We start from the raw sequence: 1,282 nt of genomic DNA on the forward strand, positions 1-1,282 counted from the left end.
CCTGGAGTGGATTCTCACTCACGACTCCAGCCCCAAGATTACCTACGCCGGTGACCCGTGGATGCTTTATTGCGGGACGCTGCTATTGCCCGAGGAGCAGAAGAATAGATTGCAATATGTCTGGAATGCTAACTGGCCTGAGGTACGCTATTTTCTGACCACTTATCACCAACACAATTATCCTCATTCCTACCCCGATAGCGTGGGGTTGGGTCGAGAAGTATATACAATTAAGGCTAATGGCCTTCCCATTCTTTCAGTGTATCGGCAATGAAAAAGCAATTAGTGTTGATGACAGAGCAGCTTTCTTTCCACCCATATGCCATTTAGCCGGTTTTTCCCAAAGTCGTTGACCACTGCTCACTTAGTGGTAAGTCTGTTCTTCGGGCTGTTACTTCTAACCGGCTTACTAGTGCACCGCGACTACGGCGTATCCACCGATGAGCCCAATAACCACCTCAACGGCCTAGTGAGCGCCAAGTATCTAGCCCAACTGGTAGCGCCTGAGGTAGCGGCCCGTCAGCCGACTAACCACTTGATACCTAACATGCGGTCCTTCCGCGACGCTGATCACGGCGTCGCTTTTGAGTTGCCGATGGTAGTGCTTAGCTACCTATTCACCCGCCATGATGCTCAGGCTTACTACCAGTTGCGTCATCTACTTATCTTTTTTGTGTTCGTGTTGGGCGTCTGGGCTTTGTACAGATTGGGTACCATCCGGTTTAGGGACTGGCGCTGTGGACTTTTGGGGGCCGGTATGCTCGTGCTTTCTCCCCGTTTTTTTGCCGAATCTTTTTACAATGGCAAAGACATCGTGTACATGGCCTTGTTTACGGTGGCTATCTATACGCTTGCCCGCTTGTTGCAGCGGCCTACGGCCGGACGAGCCGTGGTACACGGACTAGCTACTGCTTTCGCCGTTGATGTACGGGTGCAGGGCCTGTTGCTAATCCTGGTGACACTGGTGATGCTAGCAGCGGAGGCCGCTACCCGGCCGGCCGCTGAGTTGCCTCGCCAACGCGTGCTTGGGCTGGGCGCACTTTACGTAGTGGCGGCTTTGGTCTTTATTTTTATTGGCTGGCCTTATCTGTGGGCAACACCTTTGCCTGAGCTCCTCAATGTATCCCAACGCATTAGTCAGTACTCGCTTTGGCCTGGTCGAGTAACCTATTTTGGGCAAATCCTGGCAGGTCATCAGATACCGTGGCACTACATTCCGGTCTGGATCGGGTTGACTACGCCGGTGCCCTATCTCGTGGCCGCGGGGCTGGGTTTGCTAGCT

Annotated in this window: 2 protein-coding genes; both read left to right on the top strand. The window is 53.1% G+C overall.

What is annotated here, in order from left to right; all coding sequences use genetic code 11:
- Positions 1–274 (top strand): hypothetical protein (locus ACW9KT_RS22280; protein WP_457084602.1); only part of this gene is annotated, 274 nt, incomplete at its 5' end.
- A 45-nt stretch (positions 275–319) separates the two neighbouring features.
- A partial coding sequence (locus tag ACW9KT_RS22285) for a hypothetical protein (protein WP_457084604.1) occupies positions 320–1,282 on the top strand: 963 nt, incomplete at its 3' end.

The organism is Hymenobacter sp. HD11105, assembly GCF_054051685.1.